This window comes from Ruegeria meonggei (genome assembly GCF_042768335.1).
GTDB lineage: Bacteria > Pseudomonadota > Alphaproteobacteria > Rhodobacterales > Rhodobacteraceae > Ruegeria > Ruegeria meonggei.
On record NZ_JAXHBT010000001.1, the window covers coordinates 2,441,701 to 2,456,359 of the forward strand.

The following is a 14,659-nucleotide window of genomic DNA, read 5'->3' on the forward strand; positions in this document are numbered from 1 at the left end:
GTTATAGAAGAGAGCTGCCATGTTCACTCGCCGTACATTCCTGACAGTAACAGCAGCAGCTGGCCTTGTGCCCGGCGTTGCCGTGGCAAAGAAAAAAGCCGTTGAGTACGATCCCACACCGCAGTTTGTCCGTATCAAGAAAGAGTTTCTGCCCGGTCAGCTGCTTGTGGTTCCACGATCCTTCTACCTGTACTACGTTACCGAACCGCGAAAGGCGGTCCGCTATGGTTGTGGGGTCGGAAAAGCGGGGCTGGAATTCACCGGCACCGCCACGATTGATGTCAAAAAAGAATGGCCGACGTGGCGCCCAACAAACGAGATGATTGAGCGCGAGCCGATCACCTATGCAAAGTTCAAAGATAACGACTATGTCCAGCCTGGTGGCGACGGCAATCCCTTGGGGGCACGCGCGCTGTACCTGTTTCAGAACGGTGTTGATACGTATTTCCGTATTCACGGTACCACCCAGCCGCAAACCATCGGACGCGCCGCGTCAAACGGCTGTATCCGGATGCTGAATTCGCATGTGATGGATTTATATGAGCGTGTACCAATAGGCACCGTGGTCACTGTCGTTTGATCATTGGCCGGCAACGGCGACAAGATCCAACACAAGAGGGCCGAGGTTTTCAACGATCCGAGCCACGCCTTCAGCATTTGGGTGAATGCCGTCTCGCTGCATAAAGGTACGAACTGCTTCGGGGTCGTTTTCTGCGCTTAGCCCGGAGAAAAAGCTGGGGGCGTAACCGGTTTGGTAAAGCTCGGCTAGATCGGGATAGATCGCGTCAAAGGCCGTCTTGTAATCCGCGCCATAATTTCCCGGTGCCTGTAGCCCGACCAACAAGACATCCACGTCCGACTCTGCCGCCGTTTTGACGATCGCCTCAATATTGGCACGCGCAACCGCCGGATCTATGCCGCGCAACAAATCATTTCCACCCAACGACACAATCAATCCGTCCACATCCGGCGTCAGTGTCCACGCGACCCGGGCCGCGCCACCAGCCGTTGTATCGCCAGACACCCCGGCATTGATCAGATGCACATCCGCACCCTGTTCCTTGAGCCATCGGTCAAGCTGAGGCACAAAACCATCCTGTTCCGGCAACCCGTAGCCCTGCGTCAGTGAATCCCCCAACGCAGCAATCACCACCTGCTCGGCTGTGGCTGCAAAGCCGCAGAACACAAACAGCATCGACATCAAAGTCTTGCGTAACATCTGAACTGCTCCATATCCCAATTGACCGTTCCCGTTTGGAGTTACTTATGACGACACCTGTTCTTTCGCTCCAGAATGCCGCTTTGTCTCTGGATGGCAATGCCGGCCGGGTGAATATTCTGCACGATATCTCTCTAAACGTGGCAAAAGGTGAGACGCTGGGGTTGGTTGGTCCATCCGGGTCTGGCAAATCCTCGCTACTGATGCTGATGGGCGGGCTGGAACAGGCGAGCGCCGGGACAATCACCGCTCTGGGGCGCGACCTGACCGACATGGACGAAGATGCATTGGCCCGGTTCAGGCGCAACACGATCAGTGTGGTGTTTCAGAACTTTCATCTGATCCCTACTATGACGGCCCTGGAAAACGTAGCAACCCCGCTGGAACTGGCCGGGCACAAGGATACGTTCGCCCGGGCCGAGGCCGAGCTGGATTCGGTTGGCCTGTCGCATCGCCGGGACCACTACCCGGCGCAGATGTCAGGCGGAGAGCAGCAGCGCGTGGCACTCGCGCGCGCCTCGGCCCCACGCCCGCGGATTTTGTTGGCGGATGAACCCACCGGCAATCTGGATCAAAAGACCGGCACTGCCATCGTCGATTTGCTGTTTGGTCTGCGCGACCGGCACGGCGCAACGCTGGTCCTGGTCACCCACAGCCATAGCCTGGCGCAGAAATGCGATCGGGTGGTGCGATTGCGGGACGGCCGTATCTCGGACGAAGCACAGCATGAGGCCGCAGAATGAGCCTGAAACTGGCCGGGCGGCTGGCCCGTCGCGAGTTGCGCGGAGGATTGCGCGGCTTTCGTGTGTTTCTGGCCTGTCTGGCCTTGGGCGTCGCGGCCATCGCCGCAGTCGGCTCTGTCCGCTTTGCGATTCAAGCCGGGTTAACGCAAGAGGGCGCATCCCTGCTGGGCGGGGACGCGCAGCTTGAATTCACCTACCGTTTCGCCAATGACGAAGAGCGCGCCTGGATGCAGCAGACCGCGACGGACATGTCCGAGGTGGTCGATTTCCGCTCGATGGCTGTCGTTCAGCAAGGTGGTCAGACGCAACGTGCACTGACACAAGTGAAATCGGTGGACGCAGCCTATCCTCTGGTAGGAACGGCGACGTTGAAGCCTGACTTATCACTTGCCACAGCACTGGACGGCGATCAGGAATTGCCGGGCGCGGTGATGGACCCATCTTTGATTGATCGGCTCAATCTGCGTGTCGGCGATCGCTTTGCGCTGGGTTCGCAAAAGTTTGTCCTGACCGCCGCTTTGATCCATGAACCCGATGGGGCCGCGGATGGGTTTGCGTTGGGGCCGCGGACATTGGTGCGAACGGCGGATTTGCAGACTTCGGGCCTGCTGGCACCGGGCACCTTGTTTTCCACCAAATACAGGCTGGCACTGCCACCCGGTGTCAACCTGGAACAGTTGTCTACCGAGGCCGATCAGAGCTTTGACGGCACCGGAATGCGCTGGACCGATGCCCGCAACGGCGCGCCGGGGATTGCCGAGTTTGTCGCCCGCCTCAGCGCGTTTCTGGTGCTGGTCGGGCTGTCCGGCCTTGCGGTCGGCGGCATCGGCGTTTCAGCGGCCGTCCGAGCCTATCTGGCCCAAAAGACCGAAACCATCGCGACATTGCGTACTTTGGGGGCCGATCGGGTAACGATCTTTCAAACCTATATGCTCCAGATCGGGGTGCTGTCGGGGATCGGCACAGCGCTGGGGATCGCTTTGGGCGGGATGTTGCCCCTGCTGCTGGCACCGCTTATCGAGGCCCGCCTGCCTGTTCCCGCCGTTTTCTCGCTCTATCCCCGCCCCCTTGCCGAGGCTGCGCTCTATGGGATTCTTACCGCGTTCCTGTTTACGCTCTGGCCCCTGGCCCGCACCGAGGAGGTCCGTGCGGCGACCCTGTTCCGCGATGCGCTGTCGTCGGCCCGTGCCATCCCACGCGCGCGGTATGTTGCGGCGACCGGCATTGGCCTGGCCTTGCTGATCACGTCCGCGGCCTGGTTCAGCGGCTCGACCCGATTGACCTTGTGGACAAGCGGCGGGCTGGTCGGCGCCCTGGTTTTGTTGTCACTGTGTGCCCTTGCGATCCGCAAGCTGGCGCGGATCGCTGCCGCCCCCGCAAGGGGACGCCCGGCATTGCGGTGGGCCCTGTCGGCCATTTCCAACCCGCGGGAAGGCGCGGCATCGGTTGTGCTATCGCTGGGGTTGGGGTTGTCGGTTCTGGCCGCTGTTGGGCAGATTGACGGTACCTTGCGCAACGCAATCTCGGGTAACCTGCCAGATGTTGCACCCTCCTATTTCTTTGTCGACATTCAAAAGGACCAGATGTCGGGCTTTACCGCGCGGCTGCAAGACGATCCCGCCGTCAGCCGGATTGAAAGCGCGCCGATGCTGCGGGGGATCATCACCCAGATCAACGGAAGCCCCGCACGCGATGTGGCCGGGGATCACTGGGTTCTAGACGGGGACCGGGGGGTGACCTATTCCGTTCTGCCTCCGGAAAACGCGCGGATCATTTCCGGCGAATGGTGGCCCGAGGGTTACGCAGGCACGCCACAGATCAGCTTCGCCGCGGAAGAGGCGCAGGAAATGGGCCTGGCCTTAGGCGATGAGCTGACCGTAAATATCCTGGGCCGGGACATTACCGCACAGATCACCTCTCTTCGCGAGGTCGATTTCTCAACCGCTGGCATGGGCTTTATCATGTCGATGAACCCCTCGGCGTTGGCCGGGGCTCCGCACAGTTTTATCGCAACTGTCTATGCCGAGGAACAGGCCGAGGCCGCCATCCTGCGCGATCTGGCCGGGCAGTTTCCCAACATCACGGCGATCCGTGTTCGGGATGCAATCGACCGCGTTTCCGGCCTGTTGGCCGGGCTGGCAGCCGCAACGTCCTACGGCGCTGGTGTTTCGCTGCTGACAGGGTTTCTGGTCCTGATCGGGGCGGCAGCGGCAGGGGAACCTGCGCGCCGATATGAGGCCGCGGTTCTCAAGACGCTGGGCGCAGACCGGCGGCGGATACTGCTCAGCTTTGCTCTGCGTGCCGTGCTGCTGGGCGCGGCTGCAGGAAGTGTCGCGTTGCTGACCGGCATATTGGGGGGGTGGGCCGTTGCCACCTATATCTTTGACACCAGCTTTACGGTCATCTGGTCCTCGGCCCTTGGCATCGTGTTGGCCGGAATCCTTGTGACCTTGGGCGCAGGTCTGGCTTTTGCCTTGCGCCCACTGGCAGTGCGCCCGGCCCGCATTTTGCGGGCCAGCGATTAAACTCAGCGTACGCAGGCCACTGGCTGAAGGATCTGCAACAGCTGGTGGTTGTCGCAGACCAACGCGTCCAGCGTAATCATATCCAATGAGGCATAGAACACTTCGGCTGCATCCTGCAGAGCCAGCCGCAAGCGGCAAGCATCCGTCAGGGGGCAGGTGTTGTCTGCATCCGCAAAACACTCAGCCAGGGGCAAGTTGCCCTCGACGTGGCGAAACACCGATCCGATACGGATCTGATCCGCAGGGCGGGCCAGTGTCATGCCGCCGTTGCGCCCGCGCAAGGTGCTGAGGTAATTCAACTGGCTCAGTTGGTTGATCACCTGCGCCAGGTGGTTCTCCGAGATGTTGCAAGCATCCGCAATCTCGGCTTTTGTCACCAGCCTGTCCGGGTGTGCCGCGCAATACATCAACAGCCGCACCGCAATGTTCGTCCGTTTGGTAATCCGCATAAGGGCCTCCCTAAAATCACGATGCAGCCTTATTGCATGTCCTGCAAAAAAGCGGTTTGACATACATCAATCGCTCAAAAAGGACGCAGCAGCACATGGCAGACCCTTATTTCTTTGGCTATGGCAGCCTTGTGAACCTTTCGACCCACGATTTTCCCGATCCGCGCCCGGCGCTGTTGAAAGGATGGCGGCGCGCCTGGCGGCATACCGATCTGCGCCCAGTTGCCTTTTTGACTGCAGTCCCGGACCCGCAGGCCGAGATCGAGGGGATGATTGCCCATGTCCCCCGAAATGACTGGGCCGCACTGGATGAACGGGAATGGGCTTATGATCGCATACCCGCCACTCAGTCTGTGAAGCACCCCCTGACCCATGACATTGAAATCGCAGTCTATTCCGTGCCGCAGGGACGCCACGGTGAACCCAGCAGCCATCACCCGCTGTTGCTCAGCTATATCGACGTAGTTGTGCAGGGGTATCTGCGGGCCTTCGGCGAAGGCGGGGCAGACCGCTTTTTCGCCACCACCGATGGGTGGGACGCGCCGGTTCTAAACGACCGCGACGCGCCGCGTTATCCACGCCACCAACAGCTGAAGATGGCCGAAACTGAGTTCGTTGATGATCGCTTGCGCCGCTGTGCTGCGCGCATCGTGCAGACCGCATAGAAAAAGGCGAGGCCTGCGAACCCCGCCTTTTTCGAATTTTTGAACAGACGCGATCAGCCGCGGGCGCGGATCACCTGCAGCAGCGGCAGCAAGGTTGCCATCTCTGGGCCACGTTCCATACCGGTCAGCGCCTTGCGCAGTGGCATGAACAGGCCCTTGCCCTTGCGACCTGTCGCCTCTTTCACGGCTGCGGTCCATGTGCCCCAGCTTTCACCACCAAGTTGGCCTTCGGGCAGCAGCCTCATCGCTTCGGCGATAAAGTCGCGATCTTCATCCGCGATCAGCGGCTCTGCCCCGTCGCGACACAGCTCCCACCAACCGATGAGATCACCCAGGGTGGTGATGTTCTCGCGGGCCATTGCCCAGAACGGCTCGGCTAGTTCTGCTGGCACACCGGCATCGGCCACCGCCTCGGACACGTCTGCCAAGGGCAACGATTGCAAGTGCTTTGCCGTCAGCGGAAACAGGTCCTGCACGTCGAACTTGGTAGGTGCTGCACCAAAACGGGCGACATCAAAGCCTTCGATCAGCTCGGCCATATCAGACCGCAGTTCCACCGGATCAGATGAGCCAAGCCGTGCCATCAGGCTGAGCAACGCCATCGGTTGCACACCCTGTTCCCGCAGATCGCGCAGGGCCAACGTGCCTAGTCGTTTCGACAACGCCTCGCCCTGCGGTCCGGTCAGCAGCGAGTGATGCGCAAAGCGCGGGCAGGTGCCGCCCAGCGCGCTGATGATCTGGATCTGGGTCGCTGTGTTGGTCACATGGTCCGAGCCGCGCACCACATCGGTCACGCCCATCTCAGTATCATCCACAACCGACGCAATCGTATACAAGACCTGACCGTCCCCCCGGATCAGTACCGGATCAGAAACCGAAGCCGCGTCGATTGAGATATCGCCAAGAATGCCGTCGTTCCATTCGATCCGCTCGTGATCAAGCTTGAAGCGCCAAACGCCAGTGCCACGCTCGGCCCGCAGCGATTCCTTTTCGGCATCTGACAGGGCCAGCGCAGCGCGATCGTAGACCGGTGGTTTGCCCATGTTAAGTTGCTTCTTGCGCTTGAGGTCCAGCTCGGTGGGCGTCTCAAACGCCTCATAGAACCGTCCCATCTCGCGTAGCTTGTCGGCGGCTTCGGCATAGCGGTCCAGACGGTCCGACTGACGCTCGACCCGATCCCAATGCAGGCCCAGCCACTCCATATCCTGCTTGATGGCATCGACATATTCTTCTTTCGACCGCTCAGGATCGGTGTCGTCGATGCGCAGGATGAACGTACCGCCAGCTTTGCGGGCGATCAGATAGTTCATCAGGGCGGTGCGCAGGTTGCCCACATGGATGTAACCAGTGGGCGACGGGGCAAAACGGGTCGTGGTCATGGAAATCTCCTGTTGGCGCGGCTCATGTCACATGGGTACGTTTTTGTCCAGCCGCCGCCGCATTCAACAATGGGTCAGGTGGACTCGATGGGCCAACGCCGTTCAAGATCATCCAGACCCGCGCGGATCAATTCAGACAGAACGTCCAGATCAATATCCGCCAACTTGTTCACGTACAGGCAGGACTTGCCGATCCTGTGTTTCCCCAAGCGGGACAGAATGCCCCCAAAGTCCGCATAACCCGGCATGATGTAAATCGACATCGCGGCCTTGCGTGGGGAAAACCCGGTTGCAAGAAAATCCCCCTCGCGCCCGGAATGATAGCGATAGTGATACCGACCGTAGCCCACGATCGATGTCCCCCACATTACCGGTGCAAACCCGGTAACGGATCGAAAAAGGGTGTTCAGCGCCTGCGCATCCTCGGCCCGCTTTTCAGGTTGGACTGCGGCCAGAAACTGGTCAACGCTGTGATCTGTGGGAACAGTTTTGTTTTTAGATCGCGACATAAACAAAAATTAACACGTATTGTTCATCCACGCAGCCCATTTGAACAGGGTATAAACTGGCAAGAGACCTCTACCGACCTAACTCACCTATTGGTGTTCTGACAGGGAGAACCAACATGACCATCAAACTGACACGCCGCGCGGCACTGGGTTCCGCCGCAGCTTTGCCCTTTGCCGCAGTCGCGGCACCGGTTCTAGCGGCCGGAGCTGAAACCAAAGCAAACTCGCCCATCGCCAAATCTTTTGCACTGGGAGATTTCACCGTCACAACCTTGCTGGATGGCAGCCTGCCCCGCGATGGCGCCCAAGAGATTTTTGGCGGTGGTGCCTCGGATGAGGATTTTGCCAAGGTTTCTGCGGACAACTTCATCTCGCCCGATGTGGCACAGTTCTTCTTCACTCCGACGCTGGTCAATACCGGGTCCGAGCTGGTTCTGTTCGACTCAGGTCTGGGCCAAGGGGGGATTCAGGCTGCGTTGGCGGATGCGGGTGTAACCCCCGATCAAATCGACGTTGTCGTTATCACCCACATGCATCCCGACCATATCGGCGGCATGACCACGAATGACGCGCCGACCTTCCCGAACGCGCGCTTTGTCACTACCGCGCCTGAATATGATTTCTGGGCGGCACAGGATGCGGGCAACCGTGTTGGCGATCTGGTCGCTGCCAAGGTCACCCCCTTGGCTGAAAAGATGACCTTCCTTGACGATGGAGGAGAGGTGACCTCTGGCGTGACAGCCGTAGCTGCCCATGGACACACACCGGGCCACACGGTCTACCATCTGGAAAGCAACGGCCAGCGGCTGGTGCTGACGGCGGATCTGGCCAACCACTATGTCTGGTCATTTGCACATCCCGAATGGGAGGTCCGCTTTGACATGGACAAGGCCGCGGCAACCGCATCGCGGCGCAATGTGCTGGGCATGCTGACCGCCGATAAAGTGCCGATGATCGGCTATCATATGCCCTTCCCGGCTGCCGGATATGTCGAATCCCGTGGAGACGGGTTCCGTTTTGTGCCGGTCAGCTATCAAATGATGGGCTGAGAGGGTTAGAACCCCGCATCCGGCCGCACTTTTGAACCATCCGTGAACCGGGACAGGCGAAAGGCGGTCGGATCGACACAGGGTTTGGTTCCGGCAACCAGGTCAGCCATCAGGCGGCCTGCGCCGGGGCCAATGCCAAAGCCGTGGCCGGAAAAGCCTGTTGCGATAAACATACCCTCAATTTGGTCGACGCCCGAAATCACAGGGATAGCGTCTGGCGTGACATCGATCATCCCAGCCCAGCTTTGCACAATCTCTGTCTGTTCCAGCTCTGGTAGACCGCGCCGGGCATGCGCCCAAGCTTGTCGCAGAATCTTTTGCGAAGGTTCCGGATCAAGGATGCGGCAATGTTCGAACGGGGTCACATCCGTCGGCAGCCAGGTGCGGTCCTGACCCGCCTCGACCGACCAGCGGCTTGACAACCGAAACCGTAACGACCGCCACTCGTGCGCCAAGGCAGGCAGAAACCGGGCGGCCAATCGAAAACTGTCAGGAACAAGATCCACAATGTTCTCGTGCCCCGAGGCGATGGTATATCCGCCATCCACGCGTTTTCGGATAGCGAACCCTTTGGACCAGAACGCCGCCTCGGGCCCATCAACTGGCGAAGTGCGCAGCACCGTGTTCATAACCTTGAGCTGCGGCAAATCGATACCGGCATTTCCAGCAAACAACCGGGACCAGGCACCACCGGCCAGAACGACCCAATCGCAAGCCACGCGCCCACGCTCGGTGACCACGCCGACCACCCGACTCTCTTGCACGTCAAGGCTGCGCACCGCGCAGTTGGTCATCAGGACCGCACCCTTGTCGCGTGCGGCCTCGGCAATGGCGGGGGCTGCCCATTGCGGTTCGGCCCGGCCGTCCTGTGGCATATGCAGCGCGAAATTCAGCCCAACCCGGTTGTCCGGCACCAACGCGTCCAGCTCAGAACCAGAGACGATCCTGGCACCCGTTTGCAACCCTTCCACATGGCGCGTCCAGCGCTCAAGCTCCTGACGTTCTTTCTCGTTTGCCGCGCCAAACACGATGCCGGAACGGGTATATCCGGTCTTGCGACTGATACGTTGATCCAGCCCCTGCCAAAGGCCAAGCGATTGAACCATAAGGGGAACCTCGCGCGGGTCGCGCAGCCCCAGACGCACCCACCCCCAATTGCGAGAGCTCTGCTCAGCGCCAATCTGGCCCTTTTCGCATAGCAGAACGGATGCCCCGCGTTCGGACAATTCCAACGCGGTGGAGGCCCCGACAATGCCACCGCCTATGACGACGACATCCACGGTTTTGGGAAGGGAATAGTCTGCTTCGACGGGGGTAGGTTTTGGGCCGGGCATCAACCGCTCTTAACTTCATTGTCCAAAGCCCAATGAAGGCGCGGGATGCGCGAACTGGCAACACGTCTTGCGATGTGCGTGTGACGATTTTCAGGTGATGTGGCTATCGCGCCAAACGCGCAGCTGAAAAGCCGCCGTTACCTGGTTCGAAATCCAATGATCAAGCTGCGCCGCGAAATTCAGCCCATTTCTGTAGAAGCGCAGCCCCCAAGCCGCTTTCTTCAGAAACAGCGTCCAGATCAATCTCTTCCTGTTCAGTCAGATCGGGAAAAACCTGTTCAGTCCGTGCTGCGACTTCGGCAGCGACCGGTTGCGCGGGCTCTTCGTCGGAGTCTTCGCTGAAAAGGTCGGCAAGGGCCGAATCCAGCTTGGATTCATCCAGAGCGCGCCCTTCGGATTCCATGGCCTTGTATTTTAGCGGCGCGTGAAGCGGCTTGTCATATCCTTCATACATAATAACACCAAATCGTTAACTCAGACATTCAACACAGGATGCGTCACATTCAGCCCCAGCTTGCATTCGCCGGAACACCAAAAAAACCCAGCTCAGATGTGTCGCCCCGCCCCATATGAGGCGTCAATTAAGCTAAAATGTGGCAAAAAAATGTCGCAATTTCAAGACGCCTGTTGTTCAGGAGCCAAGAAAGTCGTTAATACACCCCAGCCGGGAAACAATGACCTTTTTCAGGCCATCACTGGGCCTATTGAGGAAACGAAAATCGCAAACTCCGGCGATTCCCGGTCCGCTCAACCTTGGTCACGCCAGCGATTCACGATCGGATACCTGCGATCCAGCCAGAACGCCCGGCTGGTCAGACGCGTACCCGGGGCGGATTGAAACCGCTTGTATTCGCTGATGTAGATCAGATGTTCGACACGGCGCGCGTCCGTTTCGTCAAAGCCGGCCGCAACACAATCAGCGATCGAACCTTCTTGATCGACCAGAATATCCAGAATGGCGTCCAGAACCGGGTAATCCGGCAGGCTGTCGCTGTCTTTCTGATCCTCACGCAGTTCAGCACTTGGCGGTTTATCGATAACCGACGGCCGGATCACTTCAGCCGACGGTCCCATCATCCAATCCCGGTGATTTGCATTGCGCCAGCGGCAGGTCTCGAACACACGCGTCTTGTACAGGTCCTTGATCGGATTATAGCCCCCGTTCATATCGCCATAGATTGTGGCATATCCGACCGCGACCTCGGACTTGTTGCCGGTGGTCAGCAGCATCTCGCCGAATTTGTTCGAGATCGCCATCAGCAACAATCCACGCAACCGGGACTGGACATTCTCTTCGGTCAGATCCGCATCGCGCCCGGCAAAAAGCGGGGCCAGAGTTTGCGTCACCGCAGCCCGGCTGTCCGAGATTGGCACATAATCATAGTGAACGCCCAGCGCCTTGGCGACGGCTTCGGCGTCGTCCAGCGACGCCTGGCTGGTGTATTCAGAAGGCAGCATCACACAGCGCACGTTTTCGGCGCCGATCGCATCCACCGCGATGGCGGCAACAAGCGCGGAATCAACGCCGCCTGACAGCCCTAGCAAAGCCTTCTTGAACCCGGTCTTACCCATATAGTCGCGCAGGGATTGCACCATCGCGCGATAGTCCTGTTCCCATTCGTCCGGTTGCGGCACAATCTCGGCCGGTACGATGCGCCAACCGCCATCACCACGCTCAAGGTCGATATGAGTCACGGACTCGTCAAAAACGGGCATCCTAAATACCAGCTCTCCGCCCGGATTGAGACCAAAAGTGGCCCCGTCAAACACCTGATCGTCTTGCCCGCCAACCATATTGAGGTAGATCAACGGCAACCCGGTTTCGACCACGCGGGCCACCATATGGTTCAGGCGGATATCGTATTTATTGCGGAAATAGGGTGACCCATTGGGGATCAACAGGAACTCGGCCCCGGTTTCCTCTAGTGTCTCGGCCACGTCAGGATGCCAGCTGTCCTCGCAAATCGGGCTTCCGATGCGCGAATTGCCAACAGAATACGGGCCGCCCAGCGGGCCGGAATCGTACAGGCGCACCTCGTCAAACACTGTCTCGTTGGGCAGGTGATGTTTAAGGACCTTGCTGCCAATCCGCCCCCCCTTGAGGATCAGATAGGCGTTGAACAGGCTGTCGTCTTCGCACCACGGCCCGCCAATCGCCAAGGCCGGACCGTCGGCGCATCGCGCGGCCAGGGCTTCGACTGCGGCCATCGCAGCCCTGTAAAAGACCGGCTTCATCACCAGATCCTGGGTGTTGTAGCCGGTGATGAACATTTCGGGGAATGCCACCAGATCGGCCCCGGCGTCACGCGCTTGTTCCCAGGCCGCAAAGGCCATGGCTGCGTTGCCGTCAATATCCCCCACAATGGGGTTGAGTTGCGCCAGAGTGATGCGGAAACGGTCGGCCATGCTGCCCTCTTGCCCTCGTCAGTCTTACTGCCATTTAGCAGATCGTTGCGCGAGTGAAAGGCAAATGCGGCAAAAGCCGTTGCTCTGCCCCCGCCTGTACCTTAGTTTTGCGCAAAAGGATGACCCCCCGGGCAGGCAGGAACGATCATGACAGCATTCCGCATTTCAATTGCCGCAACCGCGATCGCACTGATCGCCTCGTATGCCACTGCTCAGAGTGATCAGGTGATCGTCAAGGATGACGAGGTCGGCGGCGTCTATGAAGGTACCTTCGAAAATGGCTTGCGCCACGGAACCGGCAGCTACCGGCTGCCCAACGGGTTCCTGTATGAAGGCGAATGGGTCAATGGTGAGATCCAGGGACAGGGGGTAACCCACTACCCGAACGGCGCGATATACGAAGGGATGTTCGCCAAGGGTCAGCCCGAGGGGCAGGGCAAGATCATCTATGCCGATGGCAGCACCTATGAGGGCGAATGGTCCAACGGATCGGTCAACGGCACGGGCATTGCCCAATATGCCAACGGAATCCGCTATGAGGGCGGGTTTCAGGATGCACGCCATCACGGCAAGGGCGTGATGACCGTTCCCAGCGGTTACAGCTATGACGGCGACTGGGTCAGCGGCATCAAACAAGGCAAAGGCAAAATAACCTACTCGGAAGGTGGCGTTTATGAGGGCGACATCAAAGACGGCCTGCGCCACGGTCAGGGCACTCTGACCGAGCCCGACATCATGACCTATGTCGGCGATTGGGTCGACGACCGCATGACAGGCAACGGGCGGCTGTCATTTGTCAATGGCGACGTTTTCGAAGGCGCCCTGGTCGATGGGCGCCGCCAAAATGGCAAAATCGTTTTTGCAAATGGCGACGTTTATGAAGGCGAATTTGCTGACGATGCCCGCAATGGTCAGGGTGTATACACCGGCACTGACGGCTTTGTTTACGTCGGAGAATGGGCCAATGGTCAGATCGAAGGCCTGGGTGAGATGACCTATCCGGACGGGGCGATTTATGTTGGCGATTTCCAAGCGGATCTAGCCGAAGGTAAAGGCCGGATCACTTACACGGACGGCTCCACCTATGAGGGCGACTGGATCGCCGGTGTGATCGAAGGTCAGGGCGTTTCGACCTATCCCAACGGTACGGTTTACAAAGGGCAGTTCAAGAACGCCAAAAACCACGGAAAAGGTGTTCTGACACTTGCCAGCGGGTACAGCTACGAAGGCGACTGGATTGGCGGTTTGAAGCAAGGCAAGGGTATGGCGACCTATCCGGACGGGACCGTCTATTCCGGAGATTTTCAGGAAGGTAAACGCCACGGTCAGGGCGAGATCGTCATGGCCAACGGGTTCAGCTTTTCCGGTCAATGGACCGAAGGCAAGATCACCGGCCAGGGGGTTGCGACCTATCCCAGTGGCGATGTGTACGAAGGCAGTTTTGTGGATGCAAAACGGCAAGGCAACGGCACCATGCGTTATGCCAATGGCCAAGAGGAAACCGGCGTCTGGGACAACAACAAGATCGCAGCGCCAGACAATGCCGAGGCAACGCCCGGCGCGACCGAACCTGCCGAGGTCCCCGAACCGGTGCCGTCTGACGCCGAAACCCCCGACGGTTAAGGTCAGCCGCTTACCAGGGTACCGGCTTCCCCTCCCAATCGTAAAAACCGCCCGTATCCGCCGGGGACAGGTCCTGTATCACGCCTAACAGGTTTGCGGCCGCGTCTTCAGGCTCAACCGCTGGATGGCGACCAAGATACTTGCGGGTGAATTCAGTTTTGACCGTTCCGGGGTGCAGGGCGACACAGATCGCGTGCTTATGGGTCCGCGTCAGTTCGATTGCCGCCGTGCGGACAATTTGGTTCACAGCGGCCTTTGCGGCGCGATAGCTGATCCAACCGCCCAGTCGGTTGTCGTCAATTGACCCAACGCGCGCCGACAAAACGGCAAACACGGCGCGACGATCGCGGGGCAGCAAACGCGCGGCGTGGCGCAGAACCAAGGCCGGGCCCACTGCGTTCAACGCGAACTGGTCCATCATCGCAGATGCCGAGACCGCGCGCAGGCTCTTTTCCGGTGCGGTGCCTGCGATCTCCAATGCGCCGGATGCGACGAGGATCAGATCAAACGGTCCCTCCAATGCCCGCAGTGCCCGGTCAACGCCGTCGGGGTCGGTCAGGTCAAATCCCTCGGCTGAACGGGACAAGCCGCGCACCGCAACCCCCTGCCCGTCCAGGCTGTGGCTCAGCGCTTGTCCGATTCCCCCAGTTGCGCCGATGATCAATGCGTTGTTCATGCCGAAACAGTTAGCCGCCCTGCCCAAAGGGTCAACAATTGGGTTCAAAAGAAGCCCTTTGGGCGAGATCAGACCGTAAAAT

The 14,659-nt window shown here is 59.4% G+C and carries 14 protein-coding genes; 6 read left to right on the forward strand and 8 right to left on the reverse strand.

Annotated elements, in window-relative coordinates:
* Positions 1 to 19: 19 nt before the first annotated feature.
* Positions 20 to 580 carry a L,D-transpeptidase gene (locus SJY13_RS11970; protein WP_085822845.1) on the forward strand — a complete coding sequence of 187 codons (561 nt, stop codon included), beginning with the start codon at positions 20 to 22 and terminating at the stop codon, positions 578 to 580.
* Here SJY13_RS11970 and SJY13_RS11975 read toward each other — a convergent pair whose 3' ends face one another.
* Positions 581 to 1,219, reverse strand: coding sequence for an arylesterase (locus tag SJY13_RS11975; RefSeq protein WP_377191204.1), 639 nt, complete (start codon positions 1,217 to 1,219; stop codon positions 581 to 583).
* Between the two features lie 47 nt (positions 1,220 to 1,266).
* Between SJY13_RS11975 and SJY13_RS11980 the strand changes: the two genes are divergently transcribed.
* Positions 1,267 to 1,962, forward strand: coding sequence for an ABC transporter ATP-binding protein (locus tag SJY13_RS11980; protein ID WP_377191206.1), 696 nt, complete (start codon positions 1,267 to 1,269; stop codon positions 1,960 to 1,962).
* Positions 1,959 to 4,487, forward strand: a complete 2,529-nt coding sequence (locus SJY13_RS11985) for an ABC transporter permease (RefSeq protein ID WP_377191208.1) — start codon at positions 1,959 to 1,961, stop codon at positions 4,485 to 4,487. The genes SJY13_RS11980 and SJY13_RS11985 overlap by 4 nt, the downstream gene beginning before the upstream one ends.
* Positions 4,488 to 4,489: 2 nt before the next feature.
* Here the strand turns inward: SJY13_RS11985 and SJY13_RS11990 are convergent, their stop codons facing one another.
* Positions 4,490 to 4,936: an RrF2 family transcriptional regulator gene (locus SJY13_RS11990; RefSeq protein WP_085822849.1), complete on the reverse strand. Its 447-nt coding sequence runs from the start codon at positions 4,934 to 4,936 to the stop codon at positions 4,490 to 4,492.
* 95 nt (positions 4,937 to 5,031) lie between these two features.
* Between SJY13_RS11990 and SJY13_RS11995 the strand changes: the two genes are divergently transcribed.
* Positions 5,032 to 5,601 carry a gamma-glutamylcyclotransferase family protein gene (locus SJY13_RS11995; protein ID WP_377191210.1) on the forward strand — a complete coding sequence of 190 codons (570 nt, stop codon included), beginning with the start codon at positions 5,032 to 5,034 and terminating at the stop codon, positions 5,599 to 5,601.
* Positions 5,602 to 5,654: 53 nt separating this feature from the next.
* Here the strand turns inward: SJY13_RS11995 and gltX are convergent, their stop codons facing one another.
* Both gltX and SJY13_RS12005 read right to left on the reverse strand, forming a co-directional pair.
* Positions 5,655 to 6,980, reverse strand: a complete 1,326-nt coding sequence (gltX, locus tag SJY13_RS12000; RefSeq protein ID WP_377191212.1) for a glutamate--tRNA ligase — start codon at positions 6,978 to 6,980, stop codon at positions 5,655 to 5,657.
* A gap of 74 nt (positions 6,981 to 7,054) precedes the next feature.
* Complete coding sequence (locus tag SJY13_RS12005) at positions 7,055 to 7,489, reverse strand: DUF1801 domain-containing protein (protein WP_377191214.1); 435 nt, start codon at positions 7,487 to 7,489, stop codon at positions 7,055 to 7,057.
* Between the two features lie 116 nt (positions 7,490 to 7,605).
* Between SJY13_RS12005 and SJY13_RS12010 the strand changes: the two genes are divergently transcribed.
* Complete coding sequence (locus SJY13_RS12010; RefSeq protein ID WP_377191216.1) at positions 7,606 to 8,538, forward strand: MBL fold metallo-hydrolase; 933 nt, start codon at positions 7,606 to 7,608, stop codon at positions 8,536 to 8,538.
* Between the two features lie 5 nt (positions 8,539 to 8,543).
* Here the strand turns inward: SJY13_RS12010 and SJY13_RS12015 are convergent, their stop codons facing one another.
* The 3 genes from SJY13_RS12015 to SJY13_RS12025 form a co-directional block, all read right to left on the reverse strand.
* On the reverse strand, positions 8,544 to 9,872 hold the full coding sequence (locus SJY13_RS12015) for an NAD(P)/FAD-dependent oxidoreductase (RefSeq protein ID WP_377191218.1): 1,329 nt from the start codon (positions 9,870 to 9,872) through the stop codon (positions 8,544 to 8,546).
* A 160-nt stretch (positions 9,873 to 10,032) separates the two neighbouring features.
* Positions 10,033 to 10,326 (reverse strand): hypothetical protein, encoded by a 294-nt coding sequence (locus tag SJY13_RS12020; RefSeq protein WP_377191220.1) that lies wholly within the window; start codon positions 10,324 to 10,326, stop codon positions 10,033 to 10,035.
* Positions 10,327 to 10,619: 293 nt separating this feature from the next.
* Entirely contained in the window at positions 10,620 to 12,278 is a 1,659-nt protein-coding gene (locus SJY13_RS12025) for an NAD+ synthase (RefSeq protein WP_377191222.1), read from the reverse strand.
* 147 nt (positions 12,279 to 12,425) lie between these two features.
* On the opposite strand from SJY13_RS12025, the gene SJY13_RS12030 reads away from it, so the two are divergent.
* The gene (locus SJY13_RS12030) at positions 12,426 to 13,901 is read left to right on the forward strand and encodes an MORN repeat-containing protein (protein WP_377191224.1); all 1,476 of its coding nucleotides are present in this window, start codon (positions 12,426 to 12,428) and stop codon (positions 13,899 to 13,901) included.
* A gap of 10 nt (positions 13,902 to 13,911) precedes the next feature.
* Here SJY13_RS12030 and SJY13_RS12035 read toward each other — a convergent pair whose 3' ends face one another.
* On the reverse strand, positions 13,912 to 14,577 hold the full coding sequence (locus SJY13_RS12035; RefSeq protein WP_377193625.1) for an SDR family NAD(P)-dependent oxidoreductase: 666 nt from the start codon (positions 14,575 to 14,577) through the stop codon (positions 13,912 to 13,914).
* Between the last annotated feature and the right edge of the window lie 82 nt (positions 14,578 to 14,659).